19 protein-coding genes and 2 pseudogenes are annotated in these 21,780 nt (G+C 33.1%); 15 read left to right on the plus strand and 6 right to left on the minus strand.

Features of this window, described 5'->3' with window-relative positions; translation table 11 throughout:
• Positions 1 to 44 precede the first annotated feature (44 nt).
• Positions 45 to 284, minus strand: coding sequence for a WD_0964 family protein (locus tag ACQH21_RS01690; RefSeq protein WP_425384364.1), 240 nt, complete (start codon positions 282 to 284; stop codon positions 45 to 47).
• A gap of 211 nt (positions 285 to 495) precedes the next feature.
• Between ACQH21_RS01690 and ACQH21_RS01695 the strand changes: the two genes are divergently transcribed.
• The 8 genes from ACQH21_RS01695 to ccmE are packed head-to-tail and all read left to right on the plus strand — an operon-like array spanning position 496 to position 7,413.
• Positions 496 to 1,083 carry an NADH-quinone oxidoreductase subunit J gene (locus tag ACQH21_RS01695; RefSeq protein WP_264374512.1) on the plus strand — a complete coding sequence of 196 codons (588 nt, stop codon included), beginning with the start codon at positions 496 to 498 and terminating at the stop codon, positions 1,081 to 1,083.
• Positions 1,074 to 1,382, plus strand: a complete 309-nt coding sequence (nuoK, locus tag ACQH21_RS01700) for an NADH-quinone oxidoreductase subunit NuoK (protein WP_010404075.1) — start codon at positions 1,074 to 1,076, stop codon at positions 1,380 to 1,382. The genes ACQH21_RS01695 and nuoK overlap by 10 nt, the downstream gene beginning before the upstream one ends.
• Before the next feature lie 4 nt (positions 1,383 to 1,386).
• A complete protein-coding gene (nuoL, locus tag ACQH21_RS01705; RefSeq protein WP_425384365.1) occupies positions 1,387 to 3,234 on the plus strand; it encodes an NADH-quinone oxidoreductase subunit L in 1,848 nt (615 codons plus the stop codon).
• 3 nt (positions 3,235 to 3,237) lie between these two features.
• Positions 3,238 to 4,680 carry a complex I subunit 4 family protein gene (locus ACQH21_RS01710; protein ID WP_264730218.1) on the plus strand — a complete coding sequence of 481 codons (1,443 nt, stop codon included), beginning with the start codon at positions 3,238 to 3,240 and terminating at the stop codon, positions 4,678 to 4,680.
• The gene (locus tag ACQH21_RS01715; RefSeq protein WP_425384366.1) at positions 4,677 to 6,062 is read left to right on the plus strand and encodes an NADH-quinone oxidoreductase subunit N; all 1,386 of its coding nucleotides are present in this window, start codon (positions 4,677 to 4,679) and stop codon (positions 6,060 to 6,062) included. Before ACQH21_RS01710 ends, ACQH21_RS01715 begins: the two co-directional genes overlap by 4 nt.
• 4 nt (positions 6,063 to 6,066) lie before the next feature.
• Positions 6,067 to 6,903: a biotin--[acetyl-CoA-carboxylase] ligase gene (locus tag ACQH21_RS01720; RefSeq protein WP_425384367.1), complete on the plus strand. Its 837-nt coding sequence runs from the start codon at positions 6,067 to 6,069 to the stop codon at positions 6,901 to 6,903.
• Entirely contained in the window at positions 6,900 to 7,037 is a 138-nt protein-coding gene (locus ACQH21_RS01725) for a CcmD-like small membrane protein (RefSeq protein WP_007302385.1), read from the plus strand. The genes ACQH21_RS01720 and ACQH21_RS01725 overlap by 4 nt, the downstream gene beginning before the upstream one ends.
• Positions 7,021 to 7,413, plus strand: a complete 393-nt coding sequence (gene ccmE, locus ACQH21_RS01730; RefSeq protein ID WP_425384368.1) for a cytochrome c maturation protein CcmE — start codon at positions 7,021 to 7,023, stop codon at positions 7,411 to 7,413. Before ACQH21_RS01725 ends, ccmE begins: the two co-directional genes overlap by 17 nt.
• A gap of 91 nt (positions 7,414 to 7,504) precedes the next feature.
• Here ccmE and ACQH21_RS01735 read toward each other — a convergent pair whose 3' ends face one another.
• The 4 genes and pseudogenes from ACQH21_RS01735 to tnpA all read right to left on the minus strand — a co-directional run bounded on the left by ACQH21_RS01735 (position 7,505) and on the right by tnpA (position 10,509).
• Complete coding sequence (locus tag ACQH21_RS01735; RefSeq protein ID WP_425384369.1) at positions 7,505 to 7,810, minus strand: hypothetical protein; 306 nt, start codon at positions 7,808 to 7,810, stop codon at positions 7,505 to 7,507.
• A gap of 68 nt (positions 7,811 to 7,878) precedes the next feature.
• Complete coding sequence (locus ACQH21_RS01740) at positions 7,879 to 8,259, minus strand: hypothetical protein (protein ID WP_425384370.1); 381 nt, start codon at positions 8,257 to 8,259, stop codon at positions 7,879 to 7,881.
• A 59-nt stretch (positions 8,260 to 8,318) separates the two neighbouring features.
• Positions 8,319 to 9,833 (minus strand): MgtE intracellular N domain protein, encoded by a 1,515-nt coding sequence (locus ACQH21_RS01745; protein WP_425384371.1) that lies wholly within the window; start codon positions 9,831 to 9,833, stop codon positions 8,319 to 8,321.
• Positions 9,834 to 10,116: 283 nt separating this feature from the next.
• Positions 10,117 to 10,509, minus strand: a pseudogene (gene tnpA / locus ACQH21_RS01750) (IS200/IS605 family transposase).
• 240 nt (positions 10,510 to 10,749) lie between these two features.
• On the opposite strand from tnpA, the gene ACQH21_RS01755 reads away from it, so the two are divergent.
• Complete coding sequence (locus ACQH21_RS01755; protein ID WP_425384372.1) at positions 10,750 to 11,937, plus strand: ankyrin repeat domain-containing protein; 1,188 nt, start codon at positions 10,750 to 10,752, stop codon at positions 11,935 to 11,937.
• Positions 11,938 to 12,079: 142 nt separating this feature from the next.
• Entirely contained in the window at positions 12,080 to 17,032 is a 4,953-nt protein-coding gene (locus ACQH21_RS01760; RefSeq protein WP_425384373.1) for a tetratricopeptide repeat protein, read from the plus strand.
• On the opposite strand, the gene ACQH21_RS01765 is transcribed toward ACQH21_RS01760, so the two are convergent.
• On the minus strand, positions 16,976 to 17,848 hold the full coding sequence (locus ACQH21_RS01765; protein WP_425383942.1) for an IS982 family transposase: 873 nt from the start codon (positions 17,846 to 17,848) through the stop codon (positions 16,976 to 16,978). The genes ACQH21_RS01760 and ACQH21_RS01765 overlap by 57 nt on opposite strands.
• Positions 17,849 to 18,001: 153 nt before the next feature.
• Here ACQH21_RS01765 and ACQH21_RS01770 point away from each other — a divergent pair, with 153 nt between their 5' ends.
• The 5 genes and pseudogenes from ACQH21_RS01770 to ACQH21_RS01790 all read left to right on the plus strand — a co-directional run bounded on the left by ACQH21_RS01770 (position 18,002) and on the right by ACQH21_RS01790 (position 21,770).
• Positions 18,002 to 18,937, plus strand: a complete 936-nt coding sequence (locus ACQH21_RS01770; RefSeq protein ID WP_425384374.1) for a hypothetical protein — start codon at positions 18,002 to 18,004, stop codon at positions 18,935 to 18,937.
• Between the two features lie 68 nt (positions 18,938 to 19,005).
• Positions 19,006 to 19,878 carry an IS982 family transposase gene (locus tag ACQH21_RS01775; RefSeq protein WP_425383942.1) on the plus strand — a complete coding sequence of 291 codons (873 nt, stop codon included), beginning with the start codon at positions 19,006 to 19,008 and terminating at the stop codon, positions 19,876 to 19,878.
• Positions 19,871 to 20,041, plus strand: coding sequence for a hypothetical protein (locus tag ACQH21_RS01780; RefSeq protein ID WP_425384375.1), 171 nt, complete (start codon positions 19,871 to 19,873; stop codon positions 20,039 to 20,041). The genes ACQH21_RS01775 and ACQH21_RS01780 overlap by 8 nt, the downstream gene beginning before the upstream one ends.
• 98 nt (positions 20,042 to 20,139) lie before the next feature.
• On the plus strand, positions 20,140 to 20,559 hold the full coding sequence (locus ACQH21_RS01785; protein ID WP_425384376.1) for a latrotoxin-related protein: 420 nt from the start codon (positions 20,140 to 20,142) through the stop codon (positions 20,557 to 20,559).
• A 57-nt stretch (positions 20,560 to 20,616) separates the two neighbouring features.
• Positions 20,617 to 21,770: pseudogene (locus ACQH21_RS01790) on the plus strand (IS3 family transposase).
• Positions 21,771 to 21,780 lie beyond the last annotated feature (10 nt).

A 21,780-nucleotide genomic window follows, 5' to 3' on the forward strand; every position in this document is an offset into this window, starting at 1 on the left:
CATGCTGCGTTTCTAAGGGAGGGGGTAGTAGTAATACTGCTTCCTTACCTGACCATTTCAGGTCGTTCAGTGAGATTTTCATATGTTTCTTTCAACCAAGCTCCGATATCATATATAAACCCATATGCTTCTTCTTTAAATTCTCTCCATGATCCACCTAAACTGGCTAGTGTGTTATTGAAGTAAATTGTCACATGATCTCTTGTGGTGTATTGATAACTTTTGCCATCTAACTTGCCACTTTGCTTATCACAAGTTTCGAAGTAACCAAATATGTTATACATTTTGAGCTATTACTGACTATTAACATGCATATATTGTACATTAATAAATTAAAATTGTCAAGAGTGTTTGTGTGACTGAGGAAATGCTCTATATAATAATTTAAAATGGAGCTGAAGCTTGTAGTACAATGTTTTTAAACGTTTAATATAATATTGACTTTACGGCAATAATTATTTTAAGTTAGTAACTATTGTTGCAGTTAAAGTATCGATGCCTTTTTTCTTTTGTTTTTTCGCAATTCTTAGCATTTTATCTGCTGTTTGTGTAATTAGCGTAAGGAATCCTGTGCATGCAGTATTATTTTTAATTTTCACCTTCGTTAACTCTGCAGTGCTTTTTATTCTCCTTGGAGCTGAATTCATTGCTATGATGGTGCTGATAGTATACATCGGTGCAGTTGCAGTGTTATTCCTCTTTGTAGTCATGATGCTCGATATCGACTACATAAGATTGCATCAGGGTTTTGCAAAGCATTTCACTCTTGGTGCTATATTATGTGTTGTGTTTTTTCTAATCATCAGCTTTGTAATCCGCAGCTCAGCACCAAATATAAGCAATGTTATAAACTATAATACCAATAACGTGAAAGCTATCGGTAATTTGCTCTACACTGACTACATGTACGCTTTTCATCTTTCTGGTATTCTGCTGCTTGTTGCAATTGTCGGTGCAATTGCTCTTACTTTGCAGGACAAGAAAAAAGGAGTTAAAAAACAGAATGTATTAAAGCAATTGACACAATCTTCATCTGTAAAATTGATTAAGGCTAAATTTGGAAAAGGAGTAGAATGGAAATAGGATTAAATCATTTTTTGATAATTGCTGCTGTTTTGTTCACTATTGGCGTGTGTGGTATTTTCATTAACCGTAAGAGCATAATCAATATACTGTTATCAATAGAAATATTATTGCTGGCAATTAATATCAATCTAGTTGCTTTTTCTGCCTTTATGAATGATATAGTTGGGCAAATTTTTGTGATGTTTGTGTTGACTGTTGCGGCAGCAGAGTCAGGAGTTGGGCTTGCAATATTGGTTGTATATTATAGAAGCCGTGGCAATATAGACGTTGAACAAGCAAATTTAATGAAAGAATGAAAGTATGATGGATATACTGAAATTAATAGTATTTCTGCCACTTTTTGCTTCATTGTTTGGAGCATTTTTTAGAAAAAGTCAGTTAGTTACAACGGCAGGGATTGGAATATCTGCAGTTTTATCTTGGTATGTTTTTCTCACCTTCTCTGAAAATTATCACTTGAGTTTATTTCCTCTATTTTCATTAAGTGTATTAAAAGTAAATTGGGCAATTAGTGTGGATGCTCTCTCATCCTTAATGCTTATTGTCATTACCACCGTTTCACTAGTAGTCCACCTCTATTCTATCGGTTATATGGAGCATGACAAAGGGAAGTCGAGGTTTTTTTCTTACCTATCGCTATTTACGTTTTGCATGATTGTGCTGGTTGTAAGCGATAATTTCGTGCAGCTTTTTTTTGGCTGGGAAGGGGTTGGCCTGTGTTCTTATTTACTCATAGGATTTTGGTTCCAAAAATATTCTGCAAATAATGCAGCAATTAAAGCATTTGTTGTGAATAGGGTAGGAGACTTTGCACTATTGATTGGAATCTTTCTTATTTATTATACATTTCACTCTTTGAATTTTACTGAAGTTTTTGATACAACTGATCTTCTTGGCACACAGAACATTAGAGCATTCTGCTGTGAATTCAAAGTAACTCATATAATATGCATATTACTTTTTATTGGCTGTATGGGTAAATCTGCACAGCTTGGTTTACATGTTTGGTTGCCAGATGCAATGGAAGGGCCAACCCCTGTTTCTGCACTCATTCACGCAGCAACGATGGTAACAGCAGGTATATTTTTAGTAGCAAAATGTTCTCCATTATTTGAGCTATCAAATGTGGCACGAGAATTAATAGTTATTGTTGGGGCACTTACTGCTTTCTTTGCAGCTACGGTTGCGATTACTCAGAACGATATAAAAAAAATAATTGCTTATTCAACCTGCAGTCAACTTGGTTATATGTTCATGGCATGTGGGCTTTCTGCTTACAATGTTGCTATTTTTCATTTAATGACACACGCTTTTTTTAAAGCTCTACTATTTCTTGGTGCTGGCAATGTGATTCATGCAATGCATCATGAGCAAAACATTCAGAAAATGGGAAATTGCTGGAAGAAAATCCCTTGCACTTATACTCTCATGTGGATTGGATCTCTTGCGCTTTCTGGAATATTTCCATTTGCAGGTTTTTACTCAAAGGATTTGATAATTGAACATGCTTATAGCACGGATAGCTTTGCTTTTGTAATAAGCTTAGTTGTTGCATTCTTCACAGCGTTTTACTCTTGGAGGTTATTGCTTCTTGTGTTCCACAGCCAAAAACAAAGTAAAATTAATATACATGAGGCACCAAAGATTATGCTTATACCATTACTGATACTCGCTTTTGGATCAGTATTTTCTGGAATATGGGGAGCAAATATTTTGAACATAACTAGTAATGCGTTTTGGAAATCAAGTTTAGTGATGATTGATGAGCATGGAGTTCATAATTTCTTTATAAAACTACTGCCAACCTTAGCAAGCCTAAGTGGAATAGCACTTGCGTACCTAATTTACCAATATCAAGTAATTAGGCAAATTAAGAGTAAATTTTTACTTAAGTTTTTGCAGAATAAATGGTACTTTGATGAGGTGTATGAGTTTGTTATAATTGCACCGATAAGGTTTATATCTAGGCTTCTATGGAAGTTTGATGTTAAGGCTATTGATTCATTTGGACCAAATGGTGTTGTAAGGTTGGTTAATGAATGTTCAAAAAGTTCTATAAAGTTACAAACTGGTTATATATTTGATTATGCATTTATTATGTTTGTTACTTTAATAATCGGTGCTTTATATATTATTGGAATTAAATAGAAGGTGTTGTTACTTAGTATATTCTTGCTTCCACTGATAGGAGCGTTGATTTTATCCTCGATCAGGATTAATCATCAATCTATACACTTAAGATTCCTTGCCCTATTTTTTGCTGTACTTCCATTTTTGCTTAGCATTGTAGCTTGTATAGAATTTGATTATAACGATGCGGACTTTCAGTTTGTCAGCTATCCAGTAAGAGATATTGGAATAGGGGTGGATGGAATATCGTTGCTTTTCCTTCTGCTTACAACTTTCTTGTTTGTTATTTGTATGCTCTATAATTGCAAAATGAGTTATACGACCCTAAAAGCCTATATGGCATTATTTCTACTGCTTGAGAGTTTTGTAGTCGGTTTTTTCGTTTCACTGAATGCTATAAGCTTTTATGTGTTTTTTGAAGCTGTCTTAATACCAATGTTCTTTATTATTGGCATTTGGGGAGGGAAGCAAAGGATATATGCGACGTTTAAGTTATTTCTTTATACATTAACTGGCTCATTATTATTTCTACTGGGGTTAGTATACATCTATAGTGTTTTTGGAACGTTTAGTATACAAAAATTAGCTACATTAGTGCCAAGCCTTGATCTTGAAGTGCAGTCATTGCTGTGGATTGCATTTTTTATTTCTTTTGCAATAAAAGTACCGATGTTTCCATTTCACACTTGGCTTCCTGATGCACATGTGCAATCACCAACTTCTGGATCTGTGATTTTAGCTGGCTTGCTTATTAAAATGGGGGGATATGGATTTTTAAGATTTTCTATTCCAATGCTTCCTCAGGCAAGTTTGTATTTTTCAAATTTCGTTGTTGTGCTGAGCATTATTGCGGTGATATATGCTTCTCTAGTTGCGTTTGCTCAAGATGATATAAAGAAGTTAATAGCTTATTCTTCAATAGCACATATGGGGATCGTTACCGCTGGCCTCTTTTCATTTTGTGAGGAAGGAGTACTGGGTAGCATATTTCAAATGATTAGTCATGGCCTTATTTCTGCTGCTTTATTTTTGTGTGTTGGAATGCTATATACTCGAACTGGGACTTTGGAGATTGCAAAATATTTTGGCATAGTAAACACAATGCCAAAATTTGGTTTTATGTTCATTTTATTTTCAATGGCTTCAATAGGGCTACCTGGAACATCTGGGTTCGCAGGTGAGTTTTTGGCTATGGTTGGAATGTTTAAGAGCATAGGGTTTTTTACAGGATTTATCGCACTTGGCACTATTTTAAGCGCAGTTTATATGCTGAATTTATGTAAGCAAATAATATGGGGGGTTAGCTATTCTAAATTATTAAATAATCGCTTGGATAGCATAGAATTTTCTGTCTTAATTCTGCTTGCAGTGTTTGTTATTTTGCTTGGATTCTACCCAACCCTTGCACTGAATTATTTGAAGCCATGTATGGCAAATTTGTTAGTCAAATATAATGCGCTATGAATTATATACAGATATTGCCGGAAACGTTCTCTATTATCTCCTCGTTAGTGTTGCTACTGCTTGGAATTATATTTAACCGCCGAACTATCAACTTATTAGCACTTGGCTGCACAGTGGTAACTTTGATTATTTTAATAATTTCGGCAGAAAACAATGAAATTTTTCTCTTTAATTCGTTGTTAAAACTCAATTTATACATCAGGTCAGCCCAAGGGTTAATTCTCAGCACAGGAATTTTAATACTTTTGATGCTGAATTTATCAAAATATGACTATAAATATGAATTTTCAATACTGATTCTTTTTGCGCTATTTGGCATGATAACTTTGGTTTCAGCAAATAGTCTGATTTCTTTTTATTTAGCTTTTGAGTTGATGAGTATATCTTTGTATGTTCTTGCGAGCTTTAATAAAGATTCAGCTTATTCATGTGAAGCAGGAGTGAAATATTTTACACTTAGTGCACTATCTTCCTGCATTATGCTATATGGAATGTCGCTGATTTATGGATATACAGGACAAGTCAATTTCTCTGAGCTCGGTTCATTCTTGCAAAACCATCAGATAACTTATGGAATAGTTTTTGGGTTAGTTTTTATCCTTATTGGTTTGTGTTTCAAGCTTGCTATTGCTCCTTTTCATATGTGGGCTCCAGATGTCTATCAAGGTGCACCTACCATAGTAACTGCGTTTTTTTCTACGGCCCCAAAAGCTGCACTTGTAACATTTTTAATTCGATTGATGAATGAAGAGTTAGTAAATGTAAAAAGTTATGTTCAGCCTATTTTCTTATACGTTTCAGCATTGTCTGTGCTTATCTCAGCTTTTGGGGCCTTGCGTCAGCAAAACTTAAAAAGGCTGTTTGCTTACAGTTCAATTGGTCACATTGGTTTTATATTTGCTTCACTTTCTATTTTTACACAAGCAGGAACAGATAGTGCCTTAATGTATTTGGTGATATATATCATCACAAGCATAGGGCTATTCTCATATCTCGTACAAATTGACGATGATGATTGTGATATTGCAAATTTATCTGGTATAGGAAAAAAGCAACCAATTTTAGCATTCCATCTTTCTATACTATTACTCTCGATGTCGGGAATACCTCCACTTGCAGGTTTTATCGCTAAATTTTTTATATTCAAAAGTTTAATAAATTCTGGCTTTATCAGCCTGTCTTTGATTCTTGTAACAGCGAGTGTGATATCATGCTACTATTATTTAAATATCATGAAAGTTATGTATTTTGATAAAGCTAGTGGTAATAAGGTTGCTTATTCTAAGGGTCTATTCATTATCACTTCAGTGGCTTCACTGATCAATCTCGTTCTTTTCTTGTATGTAGAAGATCTTGACTCACTCATTAAACTAAAGGGCTGACAAGGTGATCCTTGAAGGTTTTCGTATTTATCATTACAAAGAAGTTCCAAGTACTAATAAAGAAGCATTGGGTTTAATTGAGAAAGGGATATCAAATGAAACTGTCATTATTGCTGATAAACAAACAGAAGGTAGGGGACGCACTGGAAAAAGCTGGATTTCTCCAGAGGGTAATCTCTATGCGAGTTTGATAATTAACCAAGAAAAGGATGTCAGCAAATTGACAGAATTGACTTTTGTGACTGCTCTTGCTGTTGGAAATACTTTATTATCGTTAAATTTCTTGAATAATCAAACCCACTGCGGTGTCATTCCAATGCGTGACACTGGGATCCATACTTTTTCTTCTGGATCCCAGTGTCAAAGCACTGGGATGACAAGAGATCAATTCATAAACGATCTCAATCTTCAACATAAATGGCCAAATGACATTCTAATCGATGGCAAGAAAATAAGCGGAATATTGCTTGAAAAAAAATCCAATTCAAATTGGCTCATTATAGGAATTGGAATTAATGTCAATCATGCGCCACTTCCAGGCACAACGTGCATTAGCAATTACGGTGAATCTGTGTCTAACATGGATCTGTTAAAGGAATTAATAATAAATTTTAATAAGCTAAGAAAGCAATGGCTATTTGATGGGTTTTATGCTATAAGAGAAATGTGGTTAAAAAAAGCATTCAAAATGAATGAGCAAATCAGTGTAAAGTTAGCTGACAAATTGTATGAAGGAATTTTTGCTGATATAGATAAAAGTGGTAAATTGGTGTTGCAGCAAAAGGATGGAAGCTTAATTTATTTTGATGCAGGTGAGTTATTTATTGGCAGTGCATTATGAATACATATGTAATTTTTGCTTACCTTATTAGTTTCATACTGATTGGTGGAAATTTGATTTTTACCGTTTCTTGCTATACTAAAAGTAAAAAAATTCTAGAAAGCCTGAAAGATAATAATGAAGAAGAAACATAAGCGATTACTTATAACTTCAGGAATTTTCTGCTTTTTAAGTTGTGCAGTTTTTTTTATTTTAACAACGCTCAAAGAAAATATCTCGTTTTTCTATACAGTAAGTGAGGCAATAGTTTTACCAAATAATCAAAAGCCAATCCGTGTTGGTGGAATGGTTGTTGAAAATAGCGTGATACGGAGCGAAAGCGAAGTGATTTTTCAAATGACAGATTTTAATAAGAGCGTTATGGTGAAATATCAGGGAATACTTCCACCAATGTTTTCAGAAAAAAGTGGTGTTGTTTTGCAAGGTAAAATGTTTGATAATAGTACTTTTCTTGCAGATACGGTGTTTGCAAAACATGATGAGAATTACAAGCCGAAAGTTTTAAAATAGATTCCCTAATTTAGCTGTATCTAAACAGCATGTGGAAAAAGTAACAGCCTGCTAGCACGCTATTGCTTTTATAACTGCTGCAATATAGCTATTACTCCCAGCCATCTATGTTATTATGGTTAATTGTTTCTAATTCTATAATTTCGCCTTGAATTCTCTTCAAGTTTTCGATAAATAGGTGAAATTCATTATTTAATTCAGGAACAAATATCTCATTAAAATCGTTGATAAATTTTTCTATGATTACGTTAACGTAGCTAGCTGATACAGGGTTGTCTTTAATATCCTCAAAGTTTTTAGGTCTAATTTTGGCTACTAAGTTATTTATTGCTTTATAGTCAAAATCCCTCATTTCGCTCATTGCTTTTTCACTTTCTTGTTTACTGTAATTATTCATATTAATTCCTATAAAAAAATTAAAACTATATCGTGTAGTTTTTTTCTATCTTACTGAGCATATGATTCTTATATTAGTTCAGTATCAGTATATTGAAGCTGTGTAGCTTCCCATTCCGATCCACTACCATCATCTCCATCGTCTTCTAAGCTTTGTATCCTAGTTTTTAAATCATCAAGTGCTTTTACTAAGCCTTTATCACTGTTACCAAGAGTATTTTCTAATTTAGTAATAGATTCGTTATTATTATTTAACACGCCATCTAATTGAGAAACAAACTCCTTGTTCAGCTTTTTAGTTAATCCGTCTAAGGTTTTGTGGATATAATTAACCTGTGCTATCTTTTTTCCCGATACTTTTTCATCATAGTCTTTAGGTCTGCTATCAATTTTTATTTCGTTTATTACTTTAAGATTGTCTTTAATCTTCTGTTCACTGTCATTACTCATACTAACTCCTATAAAAAGTTACAATTTCAAAATTAACTAAGTTACATAGCTCAAACTTCTTAGATTACACATTCAATCTGAACGTTTTCCTCCATTTCCGTTAGTTCAAATTTAGTATCTTGGAAATTCGGACTACTATCCCATTTAACCTTACTCTCGTCTACTACTTCAAGTTTTTTAAGCATCTCCATCATCTCTTTTTGCTTTTCATTGCACTCCTTGGACTTCTCTTCCAACTTCTCGTCCAACACCTTTTTCAACATTTCAATGGTAGCATTAGATTGATCTTTACTGCCAAGATCACCAATCACGGATAGGACTTTCTCATGAGGCAACTTGTGAATAATATCTTTAAGCTCTTCTGCATCTACGTTATCCAAAAGTTCTTTAAACTGCTCATTAGACATACTATGAGCAAAAGCTTGAAGTTTTTCTGGTTTGTCAACTAAAGACTTAATAACCATCTGAATCTTATTAGGATCAGTTAAATCTCGAGCTACTATTTCAAGTTTCTCGTGGTCTAGCTTCTTAACTAAATTATGTAATGTATCTTCTTCTAAAGTTTTTACTAAGATTGGAAGTCGATCTTTTAACGCTTCATTAAAAAGAGTGCTTAAAATTTGCTCAGGTGCATCTTTTATTAGTTCTACAAACTGGTCATTACTCATTGTCTTGATCGCCATCTGGAACTGATCCATTTTAAGGTGAGGGAAAATTTGTTTTACTTGATCTGGGTTAAAGTCTTTTACTAAGTTCGTAACCTGATCCTTATTTAATAAGGGGACTATTATTCCTAACTTTTTTGAATCCAATGTGTGAGTAAGGGCTTGTAATTGATGATTGGTTAAATGATCCACTAAAGCTAGAAATTGTCCATCTGTTAAGTTCTCTGCTAAAACCTGTAGTTGTTTATTTGTTAAGCTCTTTGCTAAAATCTGTAATTTCTCATTATTAAGAATATCGGCAAGAGTCTCTAACTGATTTCCTGTTAAGTTCTTAAAAAAAGTTTTGGCGAACTCATTCGATATTAGTACACTCTTTGGTATCTTAGACGATGTTATATCTTCTATCACCTTTGCTGTATCATGGTGTGGCATACTGTATTGTAATATCTTGTTGTCAGGCGAATCGATTATGTTTCCTTCCTTATCTGAAAAATAATATTTATCGTCACCAAGACCTGATTCCTCCCATGTTAAATATTTGTACTTCAATTCTTCACCTACAAAATTATGATAACCAGTTTTATCTCCTATGCCCCAATTTAATGATAGTTTAACTAATCTATCATTGTCATATGCAAATGAATTACTGTTCTTATAATAACCAGGTTGATCATCTCGAATATATCTGTTTTGTTTTTCTTCTACGCAATACATTCCTAATCTATCAAGAAAATCGCTACAGAATTTTATAGATAATTCTAGCGTATCGTCTTCTTCGCTTAGCGATATAAGCTTGACTTTTTTCATAGATTGAGGATCTTCAATGTTAGAATACGTTTCATATCCACTAGATCCGCATGAAAATTGCTGTCCAGGTACCATCTTAAAGACATGTTTTTTTCCACTCATAAGTATTATCTAATAAATTTAATTATAGCTATTCTAGCATTTACTGATTAATTTATAATTAAATTAGCATGTATTGGGGTCATAATAACAAATATCACTAGAGAATTAGTATAAAACCCCGATAGAATAAATAGGCTGGCTTTATGGTATGTTGAAACCTATATTGGTGGAGGCAAGCGTACTTTTCGAACTCACTCTCTCGAATATTATACAAAATGAGTAAAGTGAGTAAATAAAAGAATTTAATTTGTACTTAATGACATCTCAATTCAACCACTATGGATTAAAATCCAAAGATTGAAAGAGAGCGTAGAATGCTAACTTTCGACTTACCAAATTTATCTTCTTTTTTAGAGTGATTTTCAATATGATTTTTTATCATTACAAAGTAGCCTACTAACCATAACTCAGTATCTTTTTCTCAGCTCTGGAAAGTTTTGCTGGAACTTTTTCCTTTTATTAACTGCACTAACTTACTAATACTTAAGTATGGGGGTACAGAAACGTATACATGTTGACGTAACTCTACCTCTGATAATTTCTACTTCCACATACTTCTTGTACAACTTCTTTAGTTTTCTGACCAATATCTCCAACTCATACTGGATATCGATATTTTGTTATCCACACTATGTGATATATATACAGAGTGACTGCTTTTTCTATAATATTCCACATTCTTTCAAATTTTTCACCTTAAAATTATATTCTTGAAAGGATGGTCCAGGGTTTTTCTCCCAAATTTGGGAGAATAAAGAAAAATTGAGATGATTTACAGCAAAAACGAAATTAGAACAAAGCCCTTCTACAAGGAAGCTCAAAAACTTCAACAAAATACCATAATATTCAAAAATCCTTTGTTTTTCTGATGTATCTAATTACTATATAAAAGCTTTAGGTAAGATAGGGGGTGTGTATGCTGAGGACACAACATCGAGTAAGTAATCTAAAAAAAGAGATTAATTCAGAAATCATTGATCGGTTGAAAGAGCAGCTGAATAAGCAACAAAACAGTAAATCTTTTCAATTTAAAAATAGAATAAGACGTCAATATAATCCTGATGATACTAACATTGCTAAATTGTTTCTGGCGATACGTGAGCATAGAACGGGTAATCCTGAGCTAGATAAGACTAATGCAATTAAAGAATTAGTTACTAAGGTAGAAAATATTAATGATACTGATCTCAATGATGATGGTAATACACCATTACATGTTGCTGTAAGTAAAGAACATCAAGACATTGTCGAACTTCTTTTGAATGCGTCTGGTATAGATGTAAACATTCAAAATAATCAAGGTAATACTCCTTTACATATTGCTATTTCTAAAGGTAATGAAGAATTAGTACGATTACTCCTAAGTAAAGGAGCAAAGATTAATATTAAAAATAAGGATGATAAAACTCCACTAGATAATGCTAAACAATCAAATAAGGAAAAGATTATTAAGACTTTAGAAGAACATTTAAAAAAATCTTCTGATCAAGTAGAAAGACTTTCTGCACAGGAGAAGGAAGTGCATGAAAAGCTCAGAAAGTTTGTTGAAGATTTTGTTTTTATTTATGAACGCTCTTTATCAGAGTACTATGAGAGACTAGAAAATCAAAGAGGAAAGCAAGGTAAATGGGCTGATTTTGTTAATATGATAATATATATAGGAAAAGGTGGAACAGAACAAGGAGAAGCGGAATCAAAAGTAATTCCTCTTATTGGAATTAACATTCTTCGAGCAACAATATCCAGCATTGGTAGTAGTTATAATAGAGCAGAGCTTAAAAAGCTGATAGATCAATTGTATATATTTAAAAAGGATCCAATCAAAGTCAGGGAAGAGTTAGTAAAATCTGGTATTGAAATCTTTCAAAGTTTTGAGAGCCAATTTATACAAGTAACAGCAGAAGGAAGTTGGCGGAGAGCAATGACAAAATTAGCAGAAGATGCTGTGAGTAGAGTGGTTGATTACTATAGAAAAAATACTGAAAAAGAGCTTTGTGCTTCCTCAATTACTGAGGGTATTATTTTTGGAGAATCAAAAAGATATAAACAAACCTACACTGGTGTTCCTCATATTAAGCTAGGACATACTTTAGAAAGTAAATAATTCATGGAATACTGCAGAAATATTTGATAAAGCGGGATTAGTAACGATAAAGAGCGATGGTCGTGCTGATAAATACTATAGGAGAATAGATGGAAAGAGTGATACTAGCAAATATGGCTATCGTCTTCTTTTGAAGTGGGAGTTGGAAAATAAAATAAAAAAATTCATGAAAGAATACAGTGAAGAAAATCCTCCCAGAGAAGAGTATAGGTATGTTTTAAAGTCAGATGGGAAAACAAATGAAGAATGGGAAGATGAATTATTGAATGAGATTAATAAGCAAGATCCGAAGTTAGTCGAAGAGAGGTTACTAAGCAAATTCAAAGGAGAAATGGAACAGGAAGCTGAAAAAAACTTCAATGAATTAGAGGATTATATAGGTAAGAATTTTAATGAGTTATCAGGTTACATAGAAAGTAATCAAAATGAGATTAAGGGAGTCTTTGATGAATTAATGAGTCAATATCAGGAAGCCAGTAGGCAACGTCACAAGATAGCAGATTCTATTGTAGAAGGAAGGAAAGAAAGTGAAAAAAGTTTCGAGAAAATAGATAAAAAGCTTGATAAGATATATGATGCAGTTGTAGCAGGACAACAAGTAAGAGAGCCTATTTGGTTTAATGTGAAAAAGCCAGTAATTTTGTTTGCTGGAAGAAGGGAAGAGTCAATTGACCTGCATAATAAGATACAACGTAGTTCAGAAAAAGTAACAGTAATATCACAAATAACCTCAATTAGCGGTTTAGGAGGAATAGGAAAAACTGAGTTAGCTAGACAATATGTTCAAGAATATAGTAAAGATTGTTATGACAACGTTATATGGATCAATGCTGAAAGTGAGATAGCTCTTGTTGAATCATTTACTCGATTAGCGAAGAATAAACTAAGAATTGATATAAAAGATGAGAATGGAAAAGAAAAGGATATAAAAGCTCTCATAGAAGAGGTTTATGAATTTTTCAGTAATAGTAAAAGCTTGTTTATTTTTGATGATGCCGAGAAAAGTAATTATTTGAATAAGTTTTTACCAATTCATGATTCATTACCGGGTGGTAATGGACCTTATATTTTAATTACTTCTCGTAATCGAGAGTGGGAAAGGGGGATAGAAGTTATTAATCTAAACGAATTAAAGTCAGAAGAAGCGATAGAATTTGTAAAAAAGGGCTTTAGTATAGAAGATGAATCTCAAAATGAAAAGATAAAAGCTTTGGTAGAGAAATTACAACACTTTCCTTTAGCTACACAGCAAGCAATATCATATATTGAAGATCAAAGAGTTACTAGAAAATTTGATATAGATGATTACCTAAAGGAATATGAGAAAAAAGCGAAAGATTTGCTTAATTATGAAGGATTTAGAGGAATTGATAATAACTATGCAAAAACAACTTTCACAACTTGGAAGATTACAACCGATAAGATAGCAAGCAATGAAAAGCATGGAAATTTAGCTTTAAGGATTCTTGATGTTATCTCTTATCTTGCACCTGACAATATTAGTAGAGAATTCTTTTTAGATTTGACAGGAAATAATGAAGAGGAATTAAGGTCTGCTGTTCGTTTACTTATAAAATATTCTATGGTTAATGGTGAACAAGAGCAAGGTGTGTTGAGTATTCATAAATTAGTTCAAGAAGTGACAAAAATAGCGTTAGAAGAAGAGGGTAAAAGCGAAGAAGTTATGAAAGAGACTTTCGAGCTACTCAGAGCAAGTTTTCCTTATGGTAGTGATAAATTAGAAGACTATTTAAAAAAACGAGAATTATTACCGCACTTAGAGGCATTTTTATCACGTATAGATAGTTGGTTAAAAAAGAACCCTCAAGATAAAGAAAAAATAGAAAAGGATTATCTTGAAAATTTGTTGACATGGATGAGTGATGGGTATTTTAATTTGGGTAATCCCAAAAGAGAAAAGGAGTTGCTAGAAAGGGTTTTGCCTATTTTAGAAAAGCATTACGGAGAAGATCATTTTGAAGTATTTAAAAGACTAGTAAATCTAAGCAACAGTTATCTAGTTTTAGGTGATTACCAAAGAGCAAAAGATTTGCTAGAAAGAGCTTTAAAAATTGAAAAGCAAGATTATGAAGAAGAGCGTTTTCAATTAGTTAGAACACTGGTAAATCTGAGTATCAGCTATCGAGCTTTAGATGATTATCAGACAGCGAAAGAGTTACTAGAAAGGGCCTTTCCCATTTTAGAGAATCATTATCGGGAGGATCGTTCTTCATTAGCTCAAGTACTAATAAACCTGAGTATTGCTTATGGATCTTTAGGTGATTATGAAAGAGCGAAAAAGTCAATAGAAAGAGTATTCTCTATTTTAGGTGACAATTATGAAGAAGAGCACTTTGAGTCAGCTAAAATGTTAGTAAATCTTAGTATTGCTTGTAGAGGTTTTGGTGATTATCAGACAGCAAAAGAGTTACTAGAAAGGGCACTACCTATTTTAGAAAATTATTATGGAGAAGATCATTTTCAGGTAGCTATAGCTAAAACAAATCAAGGTATCACTTATATAGCTTTAGATGATTATGGAAGAGCAGAAGAGTTGCTAGAAAGAGCTTTGCCTATTTTAGAGAATCATTATGGAGAAAATCATGTTGAAGTAGCTAAAATATTAGTAAATTTAAGTACCATCTATAGATACTTTGATGATTATCAAGGAGCAAAAGAGTTGCTAGAGAGCGCTTTACCTATTTTAGAGAAGCACTATGGGGAAGAGCATTTTGAAATAGGTATGATTCTGGAAAGTTTAGGCACTGATTATATAGCCTTAGGTGATAATCAGGAAGCAAAAGAGGTGCTAGAAAGAGCTTTATCTATTTTAGAGAAATATCATGAAAGAGATCATGTTGAAGTAAGTAAAATATTAGTAAATTTGAGTATCGCCTATAGAGGTTTAGGTGATACTCAGGGAGTAAAAAAGTTGCTAGAAAGGGCTTTACCTATTTTAGAGAAGCATTATGGAGAAAATCATTTTGAAGTAGCTATAGCCTTAGAAGATTTAGCTATTGCCGATGGAGCTTTAGGTAATGTTCAGAGAGCAAAAGATTTACTAGAAAGGGCTTCTGCAATATATCAAAGGAGTAAAGTTGAAGAATGTTTGCCGAGTACGAGTTCAGTAAGGAACAGAAGAGAAGCGAAGATTGGGGAGTGTAAACTGTCTTGGGAAGACGTAGATGAATTCAATACAGAAAAAGATGAGAAAAGAGATTTTAGTAAAATTAAAATAGATAGTAAAAAGTTTATTGACTATATAAAAGATATACCAGAAGAAAAACGTTCTCAGCTAATTGAGCTAGCAGATAAAGTGCAAGTTAAGGGTAGGTTTAGCAATTTGGTCAATAAGCTTACCAGTAATCAGAAGGTCATGAATCATTTAAATAGAGTAAAGAAAATCTCTAGCATAACTATGCATGGAATGATAGCTAAAAATATTTTAGCTGACTTTTTAACCGGAGATTATCAGGGTGTAGCAATTAATGTTGGCTTTATTGCCGGTGGTCAAGGATTTGCTAAAGTTGCTGAAGTTGCATCTCGTAAAGGATTAAATTTGCTCTCAGAAGAAAAGGTACTACTTGGTAGGTCTTTAAGAGTTGCATCACCTTTTCTTGCTCGAGGTACTTCTGCCTTTATTATTTATGATTTAGTAAATCAGGTAAAAGCATTTAAAAATGGTACAGAAGGAGCATTGGTTGGCGTAGTAGGAGATAGCATTTACCTGGGAGTTGACGCTGCAGAGATTGGTATTGAAGTTGCTGAAGGTTTTGAAGTATTAGAAGGAGTTTCATCTATTACTGGACCTATTGGAGCAGGAGTTGGCACTGCAGTATTTATTTACACTGATATTTATATGGCAGTAAAGAGAGTTGATAAAATTGATGAAATTATTCACTTAACTAGAGGAGAAAAATTTATTGAAGGATTGCGTGCATTTATAGGTATGCGACCTGAACAATATGTAGAAAAGTTAATGGAAGAAAAACAACTTTATAACCAATTAGTTAAGCAAGGATTTGAGTATTTAAAGGAGTATAGTGATATTCAAAGCTATGTATTCCCTACTGGTAAATCAGTTGTGAATTCTTGTCGTACAGTGCCACACCAAGTAAGGCAGTGTGGTGGTGCCGGATTTGGAGAGCTATGCATGAGAAGGATTAACGTTACACTTTATACTGAAGAATGCAAAGTTAAATTTAAGATAGACTTAGACAGTAAAGTACTACTTGATAAAAAAAGAACCGATATGAAATGGAGCAGAGCAAGGCCGAATAATCCAAGTGGTGGAAAATTGTTTTGTTTACCAAAAGGAGATGATGAGCCTGCTCCAAGTTATGGCTCATATTTATGTGAAAATGCGATTGGTTTATCTAATAACAAGACAGAAGGATATACTCTGATTAATTTAGGAGAAGGTGAAGATTATGCAAAAGGATTTAAGGATAGTTCGAACATATTTGTAGTGAATGATGGGTCTAAAGAATATTATGGAGGAAATAAGAATGATATCTTTGTTTTACAGGGAGATTTTATAGAAGGGTCCTTTTACGGAGAAGATGGAATTGATACCTTAGATCTGACTGAATTTGCTCAAGAAGCTGTAAGTGTGAATGTGTATTTAAATACAAATATTGGCACTATTATGTACAACAGATATGGTTATTCTGGATTTCAAATTAATTCAGTAGAAGGAGTGCTTGGTAGAAAAGCTAAGGCAGATCATATATTTAGTGCATGTGAAACTAAATTCTTGGATGGTAATGGTGGTAAGGAAGATCAACTTGATTATTTGGAAATAAAAGATAATAACTGTGTCTATGATATACAAGTAATAGTTAGAAATTACACTGAAGTAAATAATCTAGCACTCAAAGGTAACTTTAACTATATTGTACCATTTCAAAAAGGTAGTGCATCTGTTAAATTACTTGCTAATTTCGAAAATAACCATAGGTTTATATTCGACTACTTGCTTGCTGATATTCAGAGTATTGATATTAAAGATCACAATAGTATAAACCTCAGTTGCGGATTAGCCAACGAAGTAAAGCTTAGAAATGCAGGGCTTTTTCGGCTGCATGGAATATGAAACAAGCGTAGAAAAAATGTGTACCAAAAAATTTATCGGTGATCTATGTCTTGTATGCTCAATCTCAAAGTTGTTTTTCAGAGAGCCAAAAACTGTCTCAATAATCGATCTTTTTCTTAACAAAATCTTCTCATTTAGCGCCATTAATGAGTTTTTCATACCCTTTTTTATACTGGTTACAAGCTTTAACCCTCTATCGAATAATTCGTGAAAAAGATCTTTTTTGATATATCCTTTATCTCCAAACAATAATCCAGTCAATTTCTGAGTTAAATTTGGCACAGGTTTTCTATCATCAATGTTGCCTTTTGTCACCGTAACCCCTTGAATTTCGCCAGCTTCGTTGATTACTAGATGTAGTTTAAAACCGAAAAACCACCCATAGGTAGTCTTTCCAATCTTTGCCAACCCTTTGAAAACTTTATTTCTCGAGGTCCTTTTTGGATGGCAAACAGCGATAGATGTTGCATCTATGTACGAAATCCCTGTCACTTTTGACTGTTCGCAAAACCATTGCATTAAGAGCACTAAATACCATAAAACCCTAGATTTTAGCCTAATAAACCTACTATAGGATGGCAATTTTGGAAACGCTGATTCGTATAATAATTTCAAATAATGCACATAGAAAATTTTAAAATTGTCGCACTTGGATTGGTGATATAGCAATATTATGGTAAGAATCTCTGAATGCGTAATCTCTGGCGTCCTGGTTGGTTTTTTGCTACTTGGTAGAAGTTTTTCTGCAAAATTCTTGTCAACTGAATTGCAAAAATCGTCGATCAGGCAAAATAATTCTGTTATATTTTCATTCATTGGTAACCTCTCTATTTTGTAAATAATTTTCCGAGGTTACCCTATTTTCCTGGCTTTTTCACTGATTTCTAATCCGCAACTGGGGTTATAAAGTTCGATTTTTCCTCAAAAGTTGCAAATAGTAACTTTAGTATATCTATCTCATATAACATAATGAACAATATAATCTATCAATTAAAAGACAGTGCTGAAATAAAAGTAGGTAAGGAAAGAAACTTGTATGCAATACAGAATACTAATAAAACTATTGATGAAATTATAGAAAGTTACCCAGCTATAGCAAATAAACTTAATATGACTATCGCTGTTCAAGATGGTGATGAATCTATACTTGTTGGCTATGGGAAGTGTGAGGTAATTTACAATAATCCAATCTATAACAGTCACTTAATTGGAAATGGTGGTAAAAACATATACGTAATTACTATAGCCTCAGGTGAGCAAAGATATGAACATAATATTTTTTCTATGCCACAAATAAACATCTACAATCCTGATCAAGCAAGTTCTATAGATACGTTAGATTTACGTAACGTGATAAAAATAATACAAGATGATTTGAAAATACATATTAATCTGCCAAGAATTTTTCAAGATGGAAATGATTTGCTAGTTAGGTTAGAAGCAGAAATGGGACAAAGTTTTTTATTAGAAGTGCTAACAGTAAGATTAAAAGACGGTTTGGATTGGTATGAAAATCTTCATATTATCTCAGATAGTGCGCCTATGAAAATAAGTTCTGAATTAGAATTAAAACCACTACCTTTGATCTTTGACAAAGATAAAGAAATTATTGTGGTAACGGGTCAAGATGTGGAGAAAGATGCTGAGCTTATCACGCCTAGAAAAGGAGGAAACAATACGTTTGTTCGTAGTAATGGTCATGATCTAATAATAACTAATGCTTTTGATTCGACTATTACTAAAGATGATTTTTGCAGTATTACACTTAGTAAATTCTATAAAACACCTAAGATGAAAACGTTATCAATAAAATTTACTGATAAAGAGATAGTATTAAAAGATCATGAGAAGGAAATAAGTGCTGCAAGATACTTGGATATTGTAAAAACCCCAGTTGCGGATTAGAAATCAGTGAAAAAGCCAGGAAAATAGGGTAACCTCGGAAAATTATTTACAAAATAGAGAGGTTACCAATGAATGAAAATATAACAGAATTATTTTGCCTGATCGACGATTTTTGCAATTCAGTTGACAAGAATTTTGCAGAAAAACTTCTACCAAGTAGCAAAAAACCAACCAGGACGCCAGAGATTACGCATTCAGAGATTCTTACCATAATATTGCTATATCACCAATCCAAGTGCGACAATTTTAAAATTTTCTATGTGCATTATTTGAAATTATTATACGAATCAGCGTTTCCAAAATTGCCATCCTATAGTAGGTTTATTAGGCTAAAATCTAGGGTTTTATGGTATTTAGTGCTCTTAATGCAATGGTTTTGCGAACAGTCAAAAGTGACAGGGATTTCGTACATAGATGCAACATCTATCGCTGTTTGCCATCCAAAAAGGACCTCGAGAAATAAAGTTTTCAAAGGGTTGGCAAAGATTGGAAAGACTACCTATGGGTGGTTTTTCGGTTTTAAACTACATCTAGTAATCAACGAAGCTGGCGAAATTCAAGGGGTTACGGTGACAAAAGGCAACATTGATGATAGAAAACCTGTGCCAAATTTAACTCAGAAATTGACTGGATTATTGTTTGGAGATAAAGGATATATCAAAAAAGATCTTTTTCACGAATTATTCGATAGAGGGTTAAAGCTTGTAACCAGTATAAAAAAGGGTATGAAAAACTCATTAATGGCGCTAAATGAGAAGATTTTGTTAAGAAAAAGATCGATTATTGAGACAGTTTTTGGCTCTCTGAAAAACAACTTTGAGATTGAGCATACAAGACATAGATCACCGATAAATTTTTTGGTACACATTTTTTCTACGCTTGTTTCATATTCCATGCAGCCGAAAAAGCCCTGCATTTCTAAGCTTTACTTCGTTGGCTAATCCGCAACTGAGGTTAAAAAGAGAGTATAAGGATCAAGTGTACGATGATGTGTTTACAGAAGTCATGTTATCTGATCAACCTCATAGACATAGGCAGCACATTAGAAACCGTAGAAGTGAGTACACAATGAGTAGTGGTACAAGAGACCATCTTCATGGATAAATGATTTATTTGGTTGGGTAAAAAGCTCTATAGGTGGGTTATTAGATTCCAAATCAAGTACTACAACTAAAAGTCCAATCTCACAAGTAGATGCAAAAATGGATGTAAATGGTACGATAATGTTACTTGATGTGCTTGTAAGAAAGTTTACGGGTAAACAATATATACCTGCAGTAGATCAATCTATACCTTTATTAGAAGCAAGAGGTTATGCACTAAATATTACACATAGATTTGAGAAAGTGTTAAATAAAACTGCTATTAAGTCAGGAATATCAGTGACAAATCTAAACTTTGATCCCATGGCAGTGCAATCAGCTATAATTGAAAAAATAATAAATGGAAAAATAACAAATAGAAGATTTTCTGAAATAGCAGAAACCCTATATTCATTTGGAAAAGAAGCATGTCCAGAATTTAAACAAACTGATAAGTTTCTAGATCATTTAAAGAGTAACTTAGAAGAAGTTTTAGCTAAGGAAGAAATTATGATACTTGACCTTACCCAGAAAAAGTAGACAGAAAGTTAAGACGTTTTTGAAGTAAAATAAAACGTTTTTTCAAAGAGGTGTGGTATGACAAAAAGAAAAGAATATACAGCAGAATTCAAAATTGAAGCTATAAGACTAGTAAAAGAAACAGGTCAATCATCAGCAAAAATAGCAAGAGATTTGGGTATTAGCGGTGATTCATTAAGCAGATGGGTAAAAACATACAATGATAGAATGTCTGGAGTAGATGCGTTTCCAGGAAAAGGGAAAGTAGCTCATTGTGACAAAGAAAAGTTTGATTTAAAGAAAGAGCTGGCAAGAGTAACGAGGGAAAGAGACATTTTAAAAAAAGCCCTGGGATATTTTGCAAACCAAAAAGAGTAAAATATTCTTTTATAAAAGAACATGAAAACTGCTATAAAATACGGGAATTATGCAGATTTTTGAACGTATCTGCTTGTGGTTATTATAAATGGATTACTAAGGAAAAAAACAACAAAAAATCAATAAGAGAAGAGCTCATACAAGATATTCAGAAGGTATATCGAGCATCACAATGCAGATACGGAGCTCCTAAAATTCACGCTGAATTAAAGGCTTTAGGTAAAAATTATAACATCAAAACAGTGCAAAATGTTATGCAGAAAAATGGCATTCAAGCTAAGCTTAGACGAAAGTTTAAAAGTAAAAAACCACAAATAGACAATAGAGTTATAACTCCTAACATATTAAATCAGAATTTCATCGCTGATCAACCTAACAAGATATGGGTAACTGATATTACGTACATAAAAACTAATGAAGGATGGTTATATTTGGCAGCAATAATAGATTTATATTCACGCATGGTGATTGGCTGGTCAATGAGTAATGCAGTAAATAGGCAATTAGTTATAGATGCGTTATTCATGGCTATTGGTAGGCGCAAATCTGCTAAAAATCTACTATTTCATAGCGATCAAGGATCGCAATACACCTCTAAAAATTATCAATTTTTACTAAGTACAAAAAATATTACTTCTAGTATGAGTCACAAAGGTTGTTGTTATGATAATGCTGTTTCAGAGAGCTTTTTTAGTTCACTTAAGAGAGAGTTACTCATTGATACTTCACAACACTCTGCACAACAAGCTAAAACCGCAATATTTGAATATATAGAAATTTTTTATAATAAACAGCGTAGACATTCTACTATTAACTATTGCATTCCTGAGCTTTTTGATTCATCATTCTCATAGCAAAAACGTC

It is taken from the genome of Wolbachia endosymbiont (group B) of Eupithecia inturbata (genome assembly GCF_964030915.1).
Classification (GTDB): Bacteria; Pseudomonadota; Alphaproteobacteria; order Rickettsiales; family Anaplasmataceae; genus Wolbachia.